The 15,049-nt window shown below is 55.7% G+C and carries 10 protein-coding genes; 3 read left to right on the forward strand and 7 right to left on the reverse strand.

Features of this window, described 5'->3' with window-relative positions; genetic code table 11:
- The first annotated feature begins 152 nt into the window (after window positions 1–152).
- A complete protein-coding gene (locus JT718_RS11070; RefSeq protein ID WP_205502663.1) occupies window positions 153–854 on the forward strand; it encodes a hypothetical protein in 702 nt (233 codons plus the stop codon).
- 167 nt (window positions 855–1,021) lie between these two features.
- Here JT718_RS11070 and JT718_RS11075 read toward each other — a convergent pair whose 3' ends face one another.
- The 4 genes from JT718_RS11075 to JT718_RS11090 form a co-directional block, all read right to left on the reverse strand.
- Entirely contained in the window at window positions 1,022–2,410 is a 1,389-nt protein-coding gene (locus JT718_RS11075) for a M56 family metallopeptidase (RefSeq protein WP_205502665.1), read from the reverse strand.
- 1 nt (window position 2,411) lies between these two features.
- Window positions 2,412–2,777 carry a BlaI/MecI/CopY family transcriptional regulator gene (locus JT718_RS11080; protein WP_205502667.1) on the reverse strand — a complete coding sequence of 122 codons (366 nt, stop codon included), beginning with the start codon at window positions 2,775–2,777 and terminating at the stop codon, window positions 2,412–2,414.
- A gap of 365 nt (window positions 2,778–3,142) precedes the next feature.
- Window positions 3,143–4,900 (reverse strand): M14 family metallopeptidase, encoded by a 1,758-nt coding sequence (locus JT718_RS11085; RefSeq protein WP_205502669.1) that lies wholly within the window; start codon window positions 4,898–4,900, stop codon window positions 3,143–3,145.
- A gap of 225 nt (window positions 4,901–5,125) precedes the next feature.
- Window positions 5,126–5,848: a hypothetical protein gene (locus JT718_RS11090; RefSeq protein WP_205502671.1), complete on the reverse strand. Its 723-nt coding sequence runs from the start codon at window positions 5,846–5,848 to the stop codon at window positions 5,126–5,128.
- 135 nt (window positions 5,849–5,983) lie between these two features.
- Here JT718_RS11090 and surE point away from each other — a divergent pair, with 135 nt between their 5' ends.
- Window positions 5,984–6,814 (forward strand): 5'/3'-nucleotidase SurE, encoded by an 831-nt coding sequence (gene surE / locus JT718_RS11095; RefSeq protein WP_205502674.1) that lies wholly within the window; start codon window positions 5,984–5,986, stop codon window positions 6,812–6,814.
- Between the two features lie 176 nt (window positions 6,815–6,990).
- On the opposite strand, the gene JT718_RS11100 is transcribed toward surE, so the two are convergent.
- From JT718_RS11100 to JT718_RS11110, 3 genes are all read right to left on the reverse strand, one after another.
- Entirely contained in the window at window positions 6,991–9,726 is a 2,736-nt protein-coding gene (locus tag JT718_RS11100; RefSeq protein WP_205502675.1) for a pectinesterase family protein, read from the reverse strand.
- Window positions 9,727–10,321: 595 nt separating this feature from the next.
- Complete coding sequence (locus JT718_RS11105) at window positions 10,322–10,618, reverse strand: hypothetical protein (protein ID WP_205502677.1); 297 nt, start codon at window positions 10,616–10,618, stop codon at window positions 10,322–10,324.
- Window positions 10,619–11,105: 487 nt separating this feature from the next.
- Window positions 11,106–12,773, reverse strand: coding sequence for a S8 family peptidase (locus JT718_RS11110; RefSeq protein ID WP_205502679.1), 1,668 nt, complete (start codon window positions 12,771–12,773; stop codon window positions 11,106–11,108).
- A 377-nt stretch (window positions 12,774–13,150) separates the two neighbouring features.
- On the opposite strand from JT718_RS11110, the gene JT718_RS11115 reads away from it, so the two are divergent.
- The gene (locus tag JT718_RS11115) at window positions 13,151–14,797 is read left to right on the forward strand and encodes an ABC-F family ATP-binding cassette domain-containing protein (protein ID WP_205502680.1); all 1,647 of its coding nucleotides are present in this window, start codon (window positions 13,151–13,153) and stop codon (window positions 14,795–14,797) included.
- Window positions 14,798–15,049: the final 252 nt, after the last annotated feature.

Below are 15,049 nucleotides of genomic sequence, written 5' to 3' on the forward strand. Positions count from 1 at the left end.
TGGCCAGAATTCTTATATTTATCTGAAACAAGCACGAAAATGGCGTTGTTTTCGTTGTAAAGTACTGAGGAAGAGACAACCTTCTCGCTGATTCAAAGTATATTTTTTGTAGAAGTACATAGCACTATATTCATAGGAATAGACCTAATATTATGATGATGGTAAGAAAAGCGTTAGGGCTTTTGGTAGTACTGTTCCTGATGGCAGCCAACACCTTCGCCCAGTCTACCGGGCTGGTAGACCAATGGCCCCAAGGGCGCGTGTATTTAGCTTCGGGAGACTCGGTGAGCGGCAAGATCACCTATCACCGTACCGAGGACATGATCAAGGTGAACCGGCCAGACGGTTCTGTGGTGGCGTACTCGCCCATGGCGGTGCGCGGGTTTGAGGCAGTAGACAATGACGGCCGTTACCGCCGGGTGTTTGTCACGCAACGCTGGAACATGGGCAATGATTACAGCGATTTCCTGGCCCCGGCCTTCTTTGAGCAGATTGTGATTGGCAAGTACGGTTTGCTCAAGCGCGAGACCATGACCCGCCGCGACGTTAGCCGCGACCACCTGTACCGCAGCAACTACTACTACCCGTACGGCGGGTATCCGGTGGGCGGACCCATGTACGTAGACCAGCGCCTGGAAAACTTCTTTATCTTAATGCCCAACGGCAAGGTGAAAGAGCTGCGCAACGTGAAGAAAGACCTGGAGGTGATCTTCGGGAAGAAAAACAACGTGATGAAAGACTACATCCGGCAGAACAAACTCAAGTACACCAGCCTGCCCGACTTGGCCAAGATTGTGAGCTATTTCGGGGCTATTTCGCAGCCCGAGGTGAAAACCACCTCCGTGGAGATGTAGCAGCGTACAACAAAACCTTCTCTAAACAGCAAGCCCCGCCTGACTAACCCCGGCGGGGCTTGCTGTTTAACCCAATTGGCCTCGCAGCAAACCACGCTGGGCAGCAATGGATAGTTCTCGTTTCGGGGCCGTTTAGCCCAAAACAGCCCCTAAACAGAAACGCCGGCTTAGTTTTTCCCTTTAGGGGCCTTTGGCAATTTCTCACTGCGCACGGGCTGCAACGGAAGCGGACCAAATTTCTTCTCAAAAGCGGCCCTGCCTTGGGCGGTCTGGTCAAAGCTCTCCACCTCACCAGACTGGTAAATCACGTGCAAACTGCCTTCATCGCTGCTAAGGCCCTGAACAGAGGGGTTCCGTTTCTTGAATTCGGCGGGCAGCACCGTGTTAAAAGGTGGGGGTGGGGGCGGCGGAGCCAAAACGGCTAGCGGAGCCGCTGGGGCCGGAGGCGGTGGGGGAGGAGGCCCCGGGGGGAGGCTCCCATATTTCTTCTCGGCGGAGGCTACCCCTTCCGGAGTGCTGGGATACTGCTCTTTCTGCCCCGATTTAAGCTGGACAAAGATGCTGCCGCTGCTCCAGTAGATGCGTTGCACGTGGGGGTTCCGCTGCAGGAAGGCATGGTAGGGGTCCTGCGCAGGGAACAGCCTGGCTGAACCCTCCTGGGCCAGTACGTCGTCTATCTCCTGACTGGAACTGGGAATGCCCTGGCAGGCAAACAGCCCCAGAAACAAGAGCGGAAGCGCTGCCAGAAAGCGCAGGTGCTGTACGCTGGCCGAAGGTGCTTTGTTCATCATCATGATACGGTGTTTAAGGGAATGATAACTGAAGGAAGAAGACAGGGAGAAAGGCGAGGCCCCAGCCGTTTGTAAGAGCGAGAACTGGTACTGCTTGCGGTCCAGGCCGGCTCTTAGGGTTTGCTGGTCTGTGAGGAACTCTAAGTTTTCTTTAAGCGCATTCCGCAGCAGCCAGACAAATGGGTTAAACCACAGAAACAAGGTGGTCAGCTCTATTAGCAGGATGTCCAGGGTATGCCCTTGCTGCGCATGCGTGCGCTCATGGTGCAAAATAGGGAGCCAGTCCTGCGGCGGATGCTGCGGCGGGTAAAAGTAAATGGCCCTGCCGAAGGAGAAAGGGGGAACGGGTGCCTCTACTTTGCGGTAAGCAATGCCCTGGAAGGTGGCGGAGGTAGAGCCGCGGTGAATGTTCAGCAAAGAGACCAGCTGTACCAGAAACCGCAGCCCCAGTAAGCCGGCTCCTGCCCAATACAGCACCATCAGCAACGGCCAGACCTCAAACCCAGGTGCAGTGGGTGCCGACGCGGGAGCTGTGTGCCAGGCGGTGGGCGAGTACTGGTAGAGCACCTGGTATAGGTGCGGGCTTTGCTCAAATGGAAGCTGAACGTCTAGCAGCGGAAAGGCCCCGCACAAAACCAGACCCACCAGTAGAAACCAACGGTTGAGTTGGTGAAAGGTGGTCTGGCGCAGCAATCCCCGGTATACCAGGTAGAGCAACGCTATCCCCAGGCTCACCTGCAGCAGATAAAGAAACAAGGCAGGCATCTTATTCCGGGTTTTGGTCTTCAATCATCTGGATGATCTCCTTCAGTTCCTGTGGGCTGAGCTGCTTTTCCTTCACGAAGAAGGCCACCAGCTCTTTGTAGGAGTTTTGGAAATAATGGCCCACAAACCCTTTCATGAACTTCTTCTTGTACTCCTCCGCCTTGATCAGCGGCGCGTAGCGGTAGGTGTTGCCCAGTTTTTCGGCCTGCACAAAGCCTTTCTTCTCCAGGTTTTTCACCGTGGAGGCCAGGGTGGTGTAAGGCGGTTTGGGCTCCGGAAGTTTTTCCAGGAAATCTTTGATAAAGCCGCCGTCCGTGTCCCAGATCACCTGCATGGCCTCTTCCTCCTGTTGCGTCAGTTTCTCCATTGTGTAGGTTGTTACGATGTTTTCGTATATTTACGAAAATTTCGTAATAAAGTAGAGGGTTGAGGCAGAATATTTTTGATAGAAAATGAAAAAGCCTCTTCCTGAACTGAGAAGAGGCTTTTTGCTGAGAGGTGCAGTAATAGATTCGCTCCATACTTACCTGTTATTATCTGTCATCCTGGAAGGATCTTGTGAGCGAACGGTAGTGGCGCAGGAGCCAAGGCTGTTCTAGCTTGCCCACAAGATCCTTCCAGGATGACAGAAAGGAGTAAAATTCAAGACGACAGAAAGGTGAAAGTTTCAGGATAGCAGAAACAAGAGTGCCTTTTAGGGCTGTTTCTGTGAAATGGGCTCAAAAACAAGGGCTATTGCACCGGCAGGGCGCCGCCCAACCAGCGGGCCACCGGGTAGCGCAGGTGTGTAGTCTCATAGTGCGGCGTGTTGCGGTACACGAAGGTGAGCTGAGCCTGGGCGCTTTTGGCCAGGGCCGGGTCTTTCGCTTTCGCTTCTTCCAGGGCGGCTTTCAGTTTGGGGTCCTTCCTCAGGTACTCGGCGGCCAGGTCTTCAAACACGTATGCCGAGAAATACTCTTTCTGGCCCAGAATGGAATCAAAGAAGTTCCAGGCGAAGTAAGAGTCCGGGGCTTGCGGCTCCAGTGTCTCTACCAGAAAGCGGTTGCTCACCTGGTTCAGGTACACCACGTAATCCCCGGCGAAGTACTGGATGGGCTGCTGCGTTTTCCGCACCTGAACATCACTGTGCAAATAATGACCCTCGTACGGACGCTGACCGGTTTTGTAGTCGGTGATGTAGTAGGTTTCGGGGGTGAGCACGGTGTCTTTGCTCAGGCGCTTCAGGTCTACCTGGTTCTGCTGCAGGCGCTCAATTACCTCGGTCCAGGCCTGCGGAATGATATAGGCCACCGGTTTGGAAACGGTAAGCGTGGGCCGGAAGGTGTCAAAGAACTTCACGGGCCGGGTGAACGGCGCTTTGCGGTCATAGTACAGGCGCTCCAGGCCGCTGACCTCGCTGGGTTTGTATTTGGCCTCGTAGCCCTTGAATTGAATGGTTTCTGCCTGCGTGGTATCAGGAGCCCAGTGCAGCACAAATTCCTGTTGGGTAAGCAACGCGGCGCGGTCTTTCTGGCGGGCGGCCTGAATGGCTTTACCGTTCTGGGCCACGTAGTCCAGGAACTCCAGCATAAGATCGTATGTAGACGCCACGCGCTTGTCAAAGGGTTTGAGCATGTGGGTCTCGGGGATGAAGCCCAGGGTCTGGAAAAGCGTGGTGTAGCCGCTGGCGTAGCGCGGCAGATCGGCGAAGCCGAAGATGCCGGTCTCCGGGGTTTCGCCGCGCGAGTTCACGTAGGGCACCAGCGGCCACTTGCGCTTTTCCATGCCTTTGTACAGGGCCGGAATCATTTGTTGTTTCAGGAGCTGGCCCAATGCGCCGCCCAGTTTGTTGTGCTGCGTGGGGATGAGCGTCATGGTGTACTGGTAATCGGCGCCGTTGCTGGTGTGGTTATCCACGAACACCTCGGGGTCCCAGGTCCGGAAGATGGTGGCGAAGGTTCTGGCGTTTTTGGAGTCTTCCTTGATGAAATCGCGGTTCAGGTCCAGGTTGCGGGAATTGCCCCGGAAACCATAGCTCTCGGGCCCGTTCTGGTTGGTGCGGGTGTGGCTGTTTCGGTTGAGCGCGCCGCCTACGTTGTAAATAGGAATGATCACCAGCACCACCTGGTCCAACTGCTTCCGCAGCTTCTTGTTCTGCACCAGGTCGCGGGTGAGCATCATGGTGGCGTCAATGCCCTCGGGCTCGCCCGGATGGATGCCGTTCTGCACCAGGAGCACCGTTTTGCCTTTCCGGTGGATGGATTGCGGATCGAAATCACCATCGGTAGACACCACTACGGTATGCAGGGGCTTGCCGGCATCGGTCATGCCCATGGCGGTCATCTTGATCTCGGGATAGGCCTCGTCCAGGCGCTGGTAATAGTCAATGCACTCGTAATAGGTGGCGGTCTGGGTGTGGTTACTTTTCTCGTAAGGGGTTTTCCAGTCGGGGGCGGCAGGGCTGCCGGAAGAAAGCAGCGCCCCAACCAGGGTGAGCAAGGGAAGAAACATGGTAGTTGGGTATGAATGACAGGGTAATGTTAGGCAATCTGGCGGGAATTGAAAAGCCCCAGCGGCCAGGGTGGGGAAAGGATCGCCTCTGGCATTAGGACCTAAGGCTCTTTGTTTTGGGGCAGTTTTCCTGAAAAGGCGCCTAAAACCTACTATGTGGCAAAACAAAAGAGCAGCGCCGGTTGGGCAGCGCTGCTCTTGAATAAGGGAAAGCCAGGTGGCCGGTTAGTACAGCATCACGCCAGTCACCTGGGTGGTGTTGGGCACATCCTCCACTTTCAGCTTGCCCCAGCGCTCGGCCGGAATGCCTTTCATATCCAGCACGAAGCTCATTTTATCGGCCTCCGCAATGGCTACTAATTTGCCTTCGCCGGGGCTCACGCGGGAAATGGAGAAGTTCTGCTTTACCTGGCCCAGGGTGCTGCCAATGCCCACGCCCGACGCGCTCTTGAACGCCGGGTTCAGGACCGTGATGCGGTAGACCTTGCAGGCCCCGCCGGCGCAGTCCTGCTCCACCAGCAAATCGGGGCGGCGGCGCTCGCCCAGCACTTCAAACGCCTTGGTGGTGGTGCCTTCCAGGGTGTGGTCCACTTCGCGCAGCTTGTTGTAGCCGTAGGCTTTTTTCAGCTCCTCAATGGGCATGCCTATTTTCACGGCCCCGGCCTGACCGCGTTGCAGCGTTAGGTTAAAGAGCGGGTTGCTGGCCGAGGGCGGGGTAGAGGCCGTAGAAGGCACATCGGGCAGGGGCTCCTCAGACATGGGCTCAGAAGGAGCGGAAGCCGGCGCGGAGCCGTCGGGGCTGGCAGGATCGGCCTCGGCGGCGCCAGCGGAAATATCGCCCGCGGCGGCCTCCATCTGGGCCTCGTTAGCGTCCTGGGCGGTGGAGGCATCTTGCTTACAGGCGGCCATGGCTAACAGCGCGCCTAACAAAAGGGTAGTCTTTTTCATTGCCGTAAAAGGATTAGGGGGGCATAGGTACTGTTTCTTGGGGCATAACGCAAGCCTTTGGGTGAAGTTGCCTGGTTCCAATTTGGCGATGGTGCGTATACCCACTAATTTGGCCCTAAACTTAGCATAACCAAAATGAAAAAGCCCCTGATTTTAGTGTCTAACGACGATGGCATCACCGCCCCCGGCATTCATGTGCTGGTAAAGGTGATGCAGAGAATAGGCGAGGTGGTGGTGGTAGCGCCAGACGGGCCCCAGTCGGGCATGGGGCACGCCATTACCATAGGCAATACCCTGCGTTTAGATAAGTCGCTGGCCTTGAGCGAAGTGGAGTCCTATGAGTGCTCCGGCACCCCCGCCGACTGCGTGAAGCTGGCCAAGCACCACGTGCTCAAGAACCGCAAGCCCGACCTGGTGGTGAGCGGCATCAACCACGGCTCCAACTCCAGCATCAGCGTGCTGTACTCGGGCACTATGTCGGCGGCCATTGAGGCGGCCATTGAAGGCTTGCCGGCCATTGGCTTCTCGCTCTGCGACTACGGGCATGACATTGATTTCTCGCACACCGAGGAGTACGTGGAGCTGATCACGCGGCAGGCCCTGGAGCATGGCATTCCGGCGGGCGTGGCCCTCAACGTGAACTTCCCCAAGAAGTCTGACCAGCCCATTGCTGGCGTGAAGGTGTGCCGCCAGGCCCGTGCCAAGTGGGAGGAAGAGTTTGACGAGCGCCTGGACCCGCGGGGCCGCAGCTACTTCTGGCTCACTGGCAGCTTCGTGAACCATGACAAAGGCGACGACACCGATGAGGCGGCCCTGGCCCAGAACTACGTGTCGGTGGTGCCCTGCCAGTTTGATATGACCGCCAGCCACGCCATTACGCTGCTCAACAATGAGTGGAACCTGAACCCAGCGGCGCAGCCTGCCCCCAGCTCCAAGACGGTAGAGAGCGGCCGCGCCGAAGGCTAACCCGTTTCCGGCCCTTTTTTCATAAAACAGGCCGTAAACCCAGAGGCGTTTTTGGGCTGTTTTATTAGAAAAGGAGCCAAAACGCCCGCCCCACGCTAGGGTGGCAGGCCATACAAAGCAAAAGAGCCGGACCATGTGGCCGGCTCTTTCTGCTTTATAACAAACTAACCTAATGCTTAGCGCACCAGAATCTTCAGGACCCCGGTCTTGCCGTCTACGGTGTATCTGGCAACGTACACGCCGGGGCGCTGTCCATGGAGGGAAATAGTCTTATGGCTGCTCTCTTTCATGATGAGAGCACCGGTGATGGAGGAGATGGAAACCAGGGAGCGGCTGCCGTCTACGTGCAGGAGGTTGTCTGCGAAATAGACCGGTTTGCGCTCCAGTTCTCCTTTAGAGGAAGTAACGGTTTTAGAGACTACAATAGAGCCGGTTCCCTCCAGTTGCGTGGGGTGCGACGTGGCAGAGTAGGTGCCCTCGGCCATTTCAGTGCCGTTCAGCGTGAAGTTCCTCACCCGTACCGTGGTGTTCAGGACCGCCTTGCCTGTGCCGCTCAGGACCAGTTTCAGGTCTTGGCCGGCGCTGTTCTCATGGCTGAACGCTACTTTGTTGTTGTCGCCTACCTCAATCTGGCCCAGGCCGAACGCGTTGGCGCTGGTGCCTTCCAGCACAATGGAGGACGCAGCCGTAGAGCTTGCCTTGGTCACGTCCCACACGCCGGTAAACCCGCTGTTATCGCCGCCCAGCACCAGGATGGCCGTATTCTGGAAGTTGGCCCGGGTGTTCATGGGTGATACCTTGCCGGTGCCGGATACCGGGCCCAGCAGTTTCAGGGAGTTCTGCTTGGAGGCATGGTTGCTGCTCATTTCCATGGTAACGGCACCCAGCACAGAAACCGGAGCCGTCAGGGCGAAGCCTTCGCCGCCCGTGGCGTAGGAGATTCTGGAGCCTTCCTGCATTTCCACCACGCCGGTAGAAGCGTGATTGCCCCGCATTCTAAGTCGGCCGGTAGAGGTAAGCACCAACTTGGCCGCGTACACGGTGCCGGTGGTTTCAATCTCCCGCGACACCAGCACAGTCTCGCCTGCCTCCGGCATCAGTTGCGGGGAGTAGTTGGCGGCTTTGTCCCAGGTGCCGTCCACGCTGCCCACAAAGGTGAAGCTGCTTGGGCGTCCCACCAGAATCTTGCCAGTGCCCGAGATAAGGCTTGGGTGCGTGGCGGCGGTGTACTCGCCCAGGCCCTGGAGGGTGTTGTCAAGGAAGAACTCGCTCAACGTCACGTCATGGTTCAGGACCAGGCTGGCCCCGGTCTCTACCCGCAGCTGTGATTTGGGTTGGAACGCGCTGGCATGGCCCACGGTAAGCGTAGCGCCGGCTTTAACGGTGGTGTTGCCTTTGCCCAGGGCATTGGCCGAGTTGGCCTCTACCGTGCCCGCTTTCAGGACCCAGTTGCCCGAGAAGTTCAGGTTGTCACCGGTGAGCACCAGTTTGCCGGCGCCTTCTTTGCTGAGTTCGTGCACGCCCGAGAGGGTAGCCGCCAGGGTAAGGGTGCCGGTAGGGTTCAAGGTGCTCACCTCTTTGGTAGCGATTTTACCGGCCAGGCTGGCCTCGGCCGCCGTGGTGATCTCGGCGTTCCCGATGGTAAGATAGGTGAGGGTGCTATTGGCGGTCACATTCAGTTTGGCGCCATTCATCAGGTGCAGATCGGCGCCAAAGGTACCGCCGTCTGCCAGAAGCTCATGCTGGCCATTCACTTCGGCCGCATCGCCGGTGGCAGGTACGCCCGCGGGGTCCCAGTTATCGGCCAGGAGCCAGCCCTTGGTAGCGGCGGTGCCTTTCCAGGTGTAAGACTTGAGGGTGGAGGGCTCTGCGGTAGGGTCCCAGTTGTCGGTGCCGGCCATTACCTTTTGCACGGTGTAGTCAGCGGCTTCGGTAGCCGTCAAGGCCCGCAGGCCGGCCCATTTGGCGCGTTTGCTCATGTCGGCCCCGGGGCCGGTGTTGTTGTACTCGTACAGTTTCAGGTCGGGGCTGGTGTCAGAGTACTCCATGCTCCACTTGTCGCCCCAGCCCTCCGGATGAATCATTTCGGTCATGTGCGAGTTCATCCAGGTTACCTTGGGGTACTCGTGCCACGGGCGGCCCAGCCTGATCAGGGCACCGTCATCGCCCGCGCGGGGGCTATTGGTGGCATACGTTAAGCGACACTCATTGAAGACGTACCCGTACGGTTGGTCTTTGGGCGTGGAGGGAGCGGTGATCCAGCCGCCGCCGAAGCTTCTGATCTCACACCCCTGGAAATAGCCAATGCCGGCTCCGTAGATGTAGTCGGTGCGGCCCAGCACCAGGCAGTTCTCAAAATAGCTGCGTTTGCCGGGTTGCCACAGGTAAATGGTGTCCTGGTAGCCCAGCAGGTTGCAGTTGATGAACACGTTTTTGTCACCTATCACCGTCACGGCCAGCGCTTGCCCCACGGGACCGGCGGTGTTCTGGATGGTGAGGTTCTCGGCCCTGAAACCCTCGCTCTGCAGGGTAAGGGTGGCCGAGGTGCGGAGGTTGTCACCGCTCCACTTGGCGGCATCGGCGGTGGGGCACTTGCCGCTGGAGCAGTCATAGATGTGGTAGCTGATGATGGTTTCCTCGCGGCTTTCCCCAATAAAGGAGATATTCTTCTTGTCAGCGGGCACCAGGAGCTTTTCGGTGTTGTATAGGCCGCGCTTGATGTAAATGACGGTACGCCGGTCGCTGTTAGACGGAACCGCGTTGATGGCATCCTGTATTTTTGTAAAATTCCCGGATCCGTCCAGCGCTACCACTATGTCTGCGTTAGGCGGCGTGAACGCCTGCGCAGCCCAACCCGAGAGCAGCAGCAAAAGCGTGAAAAGAAGTTTGTAGAGGGGTAAAGGTTTCATCATAGAGGTGGATTTAATGTAAAGTTGTTAAATAACAGAGGCTATTTTCTGTTTAGTTTAGCAATACCCTATTGTAAAACCTAATATTTTTCAAACTAATTAATGGTGCCATTAGCTAAATTGAGGCAATAAATTGCACAATCGATTGCATGCGCCATTGCACAACAAAGTAGTGGCTTTGTTGTGGTTTTATTTTGGTAAATTACTGGTAATTAGTGTGTTGTTTGTTGGCTTTTAAGGATGGAAGCGGGCAAGTGAACAAGACGATAATTGCCTGATAACTAAGAGTTGCAAGCGAGTTGCACACTGAAATTTATTTATAAAATATTGTATAATCAGGCTGATGGTACTGAGCAGGATTTTGCAAAATAGCCATACCTCCCGCGCCGGGGCAGGCATAGGACCAGGGCAGGACCAACTGCCCACTGCCTGGTAGCAGCCAACGCTATCCCGCTTGCCGGGCCGCGGCGAAGAATAAGGAGACGCCAGCCAGTAGGTTACTGCAATTAGGCAGGGAAGCGCTTGTTGCTTGCTTGGTGGCAGAACATAAAAAAAGCCCCTCTACGGACGTAGAGAGGCTTCTCAGGTGCCAGAAGGGTTAGTTCTGCGCCGGAATTTTTGCTTTGTTCAGGTTATCAATGGGGCCGTACTGGGCTTTCTTGATGGTGATGCCCGCTACTTTCAGTTGCACCTCAACCGGGGCCAGCTTTTTGGTAAAATCAGAAGAAACCACTTTGCCGTAGAACTCCTTCGCCTCTTTGGAAGCGCCTTTTTCAAAGGAATGGGTAGAGAGTTTCTTGGTGACCGGCAGGCCCGGGATAATCTGATACGTGGTGCAGGTTACCTCATAAGAAGGCAGAAAGGGCTTAATAGCCTTTTTGAGTAAACGTTTCATGTAGAATTTTGGGTATAGTACTGTTCTAGGGTGGTGTAGACAAATATAAACTTAAATTAGCCAAACACCATAGCCCTGTTTTTGGTTTATTTTAATCAATCTATGCTGAAATTTTTATGAATTGAATGTATAAACAACTGGAAATTAACTGGTTAATTGGTTGGCTCTTGGTTTTTAGTACCAATTGAAATAGTAAAAAATGCGTAAGCACTCTCCGTGCGGCTTGCCGGCGGTCCCGGGTTTATGAGTTTCCTCTGTTTACCCTGACCAGCATTCTGGCTTTCCCCAGGAGCGGAGAACAGGAGCTGTGCTTCCCTGTGAGGGGTGTATTCGGGTGCGTTGTTCCGGATGGAAAATTGAAAAGAACAGGGGCACATCACCAAGCGGGGCAATCTGTTTTAAGGGAGTTTTGCCCGGAACTGCCCTAAAACAGAAAAGCCGTTGGGGGAACCAACGGCTTTTCAAAAGCGAAGCGAGGGTTACTCGCTTAGCTCTTCGTTTTCTTCTGGGCCACCACTTTCTCGGCCAGTTGCAGGGCACCGTAGGCATTCACAATACCACCGGTCACCGACAGGTCTGTGAACTTGGTTTTCTTGCGGTTAGCCGGATCGTCACTGGGCAGGTACGCCGTCTCTTTGGGGTACACCGTCGCCGATTTCAGGAGAACGTCTTTCAGTTCTGCCGCGGTCAGCTCGGGGTAGTACGACCACACCAGGGCTGCCACCCCGCTCACCACCGGGCTGGAGAAGCTGGTGCCGTCCATTTTGTTGTACTTGTTCTCGGGGGCCAGGGAGACAATGTCCACGCCCGGCGCGAACAGGTCAACGGTCTGCTTGCCATAGTTGGAGAACACGCCCACCAGGTCTTTGCCTAGCGCGCGGGAAGTAGCGCCTACCTCAATCCAGGTTTTGATCTGGGTGCCGTCTTCCAGCACCCGGCTGGGGTAGTGGGTGACCACGTCATTGTTGGTGGCCTCGTTGCCGGCGGCGTGCACCAGCAGCACGTTCTTAGACTCGGCGTACTTCACGGCTTCGTCCACAAACTTCTTCTGCGGTGAAAACCCTTTCCCGAAGCTCATGTTAATGATGTTGGCACCGTTGTCTACCGCGTAGCGGATGGCCAGGGCAATGTCTTTGTCGCGCTCATCGCCCTCGGGCACGGCGCGGAGGGCCATGATCTTGATGTTTTCGGCAATGCCGTCAATGCCCACGCCGTTGCCGCGCAGCCCGGCAATCAGACCGGCCACGGGCGTACCGTGGGTAGGACGGGGGCCAACCACGTCGTTGTTGCCGTACTTGTTGTCGGTGATGAGTTCAGGGTTGTCGGCCACCAGGGTTCTGGGGTTGAAGTCCAGGTTCAGGTGCTTGTCCAGGAAGGTGTCTACGTGCTCCTTGTACTTGTAGAACGATTCGGGCGTTAAGCCCCGGCTGGCGGTGCCCAGCATCCACTCGCGGGCACGCATCACGTTCTGGTCGGGCGAGGAAATGCGCTTCACGTCTTCCAGGGTGTACGACTTGGTCTTCAGGTGGTCGGCCAGCACGGCCTGGCACGCTACCAGCGACTGCTCAAACTGCGCCAGGGTTTCGCGGGTTTTCTGGTATTTGGCCTTTTCCTGCTCGTACCGCTGCTTGGCGGCCAGGTAGGTTTTGTACTCAGGCTGCTGAGCGGCGGGCACCTGCTCCACCGAATTTACACTTTGGTACGTGGGGGCCAGTTTCCTGAGCAGCCGCACAAACTCGTACGTCTCATAGCGGATGTTCTCGCCTTTGGCGTTGCCCAGGAAGCCCCAGCCGTGCACGTCGTCCACGTAGCCGTTGCGGTCATCGTCCTGGCCGTTGCCGGCTACTTCTTTCTCGTTGACCCAGATTTTGCCTTTCAGGTCTTCGTGGTAGATGTCTATGCCGCTATCAATTACGGCTACCACCACCGTTTTCTTAGGCGTTTTATTGGGGAGTAATTCGGTATAGGCCCGGTTTACGCCGGTTCCCTGCACCTTGTCTTTGACGGGGTCAAGGTTGTGCCAGTTCACCAGACCTTTCTCAAAGGCCGAAACCGACGGAACCGGATCATCCTGCGCCAGCGCCGGGAAAACGGTGCTACCGGCCAGCAGCAGGCCCAGGGTTGTTCTTACGAAATGCTTCTGAGGTATCTTCATAGAAAGTAAAGGTAGCAAATACCAGGCCCTTTTGCCAGCCGATGCTTTGTTGGTGGAAGTGCGTGCTGGGCCTAGGGAAAGATTCCAGCATTCTGTAAACCCGGTTTCTGGCCGCCCACGTCTGGGTTTTGGGGCTATATTTGGGTAAACAGCCCCAAAACGGGCGAAGGTTGCCCTTGCCCGGTAGCCTGAGTTACAGAAGGCGCCCTATTTTTTGTGGGTGTCCATGGATTTTCTGCGGCGGTTTTTGTGTTGCGGAAGGGGCAGAGGAAGCAGCCCGAGCGCCTGGCGTTTCTACGGCCTCTCCACATCCTGGCCAGCCCTTCAAAAACAGGAGAATATTCTAGTATCTTTGTGCACCCATTTTATACCACACCATGATTTCAGTTGATTCGGTCTCCGTTGAGTTCAACGGCGCGGCTCTGTTCAGTAACGTAACCTTTAACATCAATGAAACCGACCGGATTGCCCTCATGGGGAAGAACGGGGCCGGTAAATCTACCCTGCTCAAAATCATTGCGGGGGTAAACAAACCTACCAAAGGCAAGGTATCGGCGCCCAAGGATGCGGTGATCGCCTACCTGCCCCAGCACCTGCTCACCAAAGACGAGAGCACCGTGTTTGAGGAAGCCTCCAAGGCCTTCGGGAACATCCTGGAGATGAAAACCCGCATGGACGAGCTCAACCATCAGTTAGAAACCCGCACCGACTACGAGTCTGACGAGTACATGAAGCTGATTGAGGACGTGTCTGAGCTGAGCGAAAAGTACTACTCTATTGAGGAAATCAACTTCGATGCCGAGGTAGAGAAAACCTTGCTAGGCCTGGGCTTCCTGCGTGCTGACTTCACCCGCAACACCAGCGAGTTCTCCGGCGGATGGCGCATGCGCATTGAGCTGGCCAAAATCCTGTTGCAGAAACCAGACCTGATTCTGCTGGATGAGCCCACCAACCACCTGGACATTGAATCGGTGCAGTGGCTGGAAGATTTCCTCATCAACAACGCCAAAGCCGTGATCGTGATCTCCCACGATAAAACCTTCGTGGACAACATCACCAACCGCACCATTGAGGTGACCATGGGCCGCATCTACGACTACAAGGTGCCGTACACCCAATACCTCCAACTGCGCAAAGAACGCCGCGAACAGCAACAGCGTCAGTACGATGACCAGCAGAAGGAAATCGCCGATATCACCGCGTTTATTGAGCGTTTTAAAGGAACCTACTCCAAAACGCTGCAGGTGCAGTCACGCGTGAAAATGCTGGAGAAAATGGAACTGATTGAGGTAGACGAAGTAGATACCTCGGCGCTGAGCCTGAAATTCCCGCCGGCGCCACGTTCCGGCAATTACCCGGTGATTGTAGAAGAACTCACCAAAAAATACGGCGACCACACCGTGTTCAAAGATGCGTCTCTGACCATTGAGCGCGGCGAAAAAGTGGCGTTTGTGGGTAAGAACGGCGAAGGTAAATCTACGCTCATCAAAGCCATCATGGGCGAGATTGACTACGAAGGCAAACTGCAACTGGGTCACAACTGCATGGTGGGCTACTTCGCGCAGAACCAGGCTTCTTTGCTGGACGAGGACCTGACCATCTTCCAGACCATTGACCAGATTGCCGTAGGCGAGGTGCGTACCAAGATCAAAGACATTCTGGGGGCCTTCATGTTCAGCGGCGATGCCGTGGAGAAGAAAGTGAAAATGCTTTCAGGTGGAGAGAAAACCCGTCTGGCCATGATCAAACTGCTCCTGCAACCCGTGAACCTGTTGATTCTCGATGAGCCTACGAACCACCTCGACATTAAAACCAAGGATATCCTGAAAGACGCTCTTAAAGCTTTTGACGGAACCTTGATCCTGGTGTCCCACGACCGTGACTTCCTGGACGGTCTGGCCGAGAAAGTGTTTGAATTTGGCAACAAGCGCATCAGAGAGCACTTTGAAGATATCAACGGCTTCCTGCGCAACAAGAAAATGGAGAACCTGCGTGAGATTGAGCGCAAGGTGGTGGCGAATTAACGCTTTCAACTTATCTCAATATGAAAACTCCCCATCTGCCTTGTGGCGGGTGGGGAGTTTTTGTTGTAGCGGCGTTACCCTGTAACGCCGTGCCGCCATGAAACAGAATCACCTCCACCAAAACAGGCCTTTCTCCTGGGCAGAAGAATCATTTGTTGCAAGGCTGGTTCTTCTATGCAGAGGCGGTTCTGCTGCGTAGGACCACGTCGTTCCGCGGAACGACGCTACGAGCCCTTGTATTGACAAAGAATA

This window comes from Rufibacter psychrotolerans (genome assembly GCF_016924645.1).
Taxonomy (GTDB): domain Bacteria; phylum Bacteroidota; class Bacteroidia; order Cytophagales; family Hymenobacteraceae; genus Nibribacter; species Nibribacter psychrotolerans.

Coding starts and splice junctions, on each gene's coding strand:
- JT718_RS11070 (WP_205502663.1), top strand. CDS start 153: ATGATGATGGTAAGAAAAGCGTTAGGGCTTTTGGTAGTACTGTTCCTG.
- JT718_RS11075 (WP_205502665.1), bottom strand. CDS start 2,410: ATGCCTGCCTTGTTTCTTTATCTGCTGCAGGTGAGCCTGGGGATAGCG.
- JT718_RS11080 (WP_205502667.1), bottom strand. CDS start 2,777: ATGGAGAAACTGACGCAACAGGAGGAAGAGGCCATGCAGGTGATCTGG.
- JT718_RS11085 (WP_205502669.1), bottom strand. CDS start 4,900: ATGTTTCTTCCCTTGCTCACCCTGGTTGGGGCGCTGCTTTCTTCCGGC.
- JT718_RS11090 (WP_205502671.1), bottom strand. CDS start 5,848: ATGAAAAAGACTACCCTTTTGTTAGGCGCGCTGTTAGCCATGGCCGCC.
- surE (WP_205502674.1), top strand. CDS start 5,984: ATGAAAAAGCCCCTGATTTTAGTGTCTAACGACGATGGCATCACCGCC.
- JT718_RS11100 (WP_205502675.1), bottom strand. CDS start 9,726: ATGATGAAACCTTTACCCCTCTACAAACTTCTTTTCACGCTTTTGCTG.
- JT718_RS11105 (WP_205502677.1), bottom strand. CDS start 10,618: ATGAAACGTTTACTCAAAAAGGCTATTAAGCCCTTTCTGCCTTCTTAT.
- JT718_RS11110 (WP_205502679.1), bottom strand. CDS start 12,773: ATGAAGATACCTCAGAAGCATTTCGTAAGAACAACCCTGGGCCTGCTG.
- JT718_RS11115 (WP_205502680.1), top strand. CDS start 13,151: ATGATTTCAGTTGATTCGGTCTCCGTTGAGTTCAACGGCGCGGCTCTG.